Annotated in this window: 2 protein-coding genes; one reads left to right on the forward strand and one right to left on the reverse strand. The window is 61.2% G+C overall.

Annotated elements, in window-relative coordinates; all coding sequences use genetic code 11:
- Nucleotides 1–133, reverse strand: a 133-nt coding sequence (locus tag QWI17_RS23620; RefSeq protein WP_368045329.1) for a ribbon-helix-helix protein, CopG family, incomplete at its 3' end; no start/stop codon positions are given.
- 87 nt (nt 134–220) lie between these two features.
- Between QWI17_RS23620 and QWI17_RS06030 the strand changes: the two genes are divergently transcribed.
- A partial coding sequence (locus QWI17_RS06030; RefSeq protein ID WP_302721619.1) for a hypothetical protein occupies nt 221–423 on the forward strand: 203 nt, incomplete at its 3' end.

Below are 423 nucleotides of genomic sequence, written 5' to 3' on the forward strand. Positions count from 1 at the left end.
CCTCGGCTTCACGCAGGCCGCTGCGCAGCAGATCGCGAATGGCCTCCGAGCGCCCTTGATAGCCCTGCGCCTCCACCCGCCGGTCGATGAGATCCAGCAGCTCTTCGTCCAGCGTGATGGTGATCCGTTGCATTTTGTAACTTCCAGTAAGATGATTTTAGATAGACCTCATACCCACCCTTCTTTAGACTACGGCCTCCTTTTAAGTGGGGGACGCAGTGTGAAGCAGCAGCCTGGCAAACGAAAGCCCGCCCTGTGGGGCATCTTCTGGCTCGCGGCGAGCACCTTCGCTCAAGCCGCCGACATCCAGGCGCCAAACCCGACACTGGTGTACTCCTGGCCCGTCAACGCGGGCCCACTCGACCCGCGCGGCTACTCGCCGAATCAGATGTACGCCCAGGCGATGGTGTATGAGCCGCTGGT

This window comes from Gilvimarinus gilvus (assembly GCF_030518155.1).
Lineage (GTDB): Bacteria > Pseudomonadota > Gammaproteobacteria > Pseudomonadales > Cellvibrionaceae > Gilvimarinus > Gilvimarinus gilvus.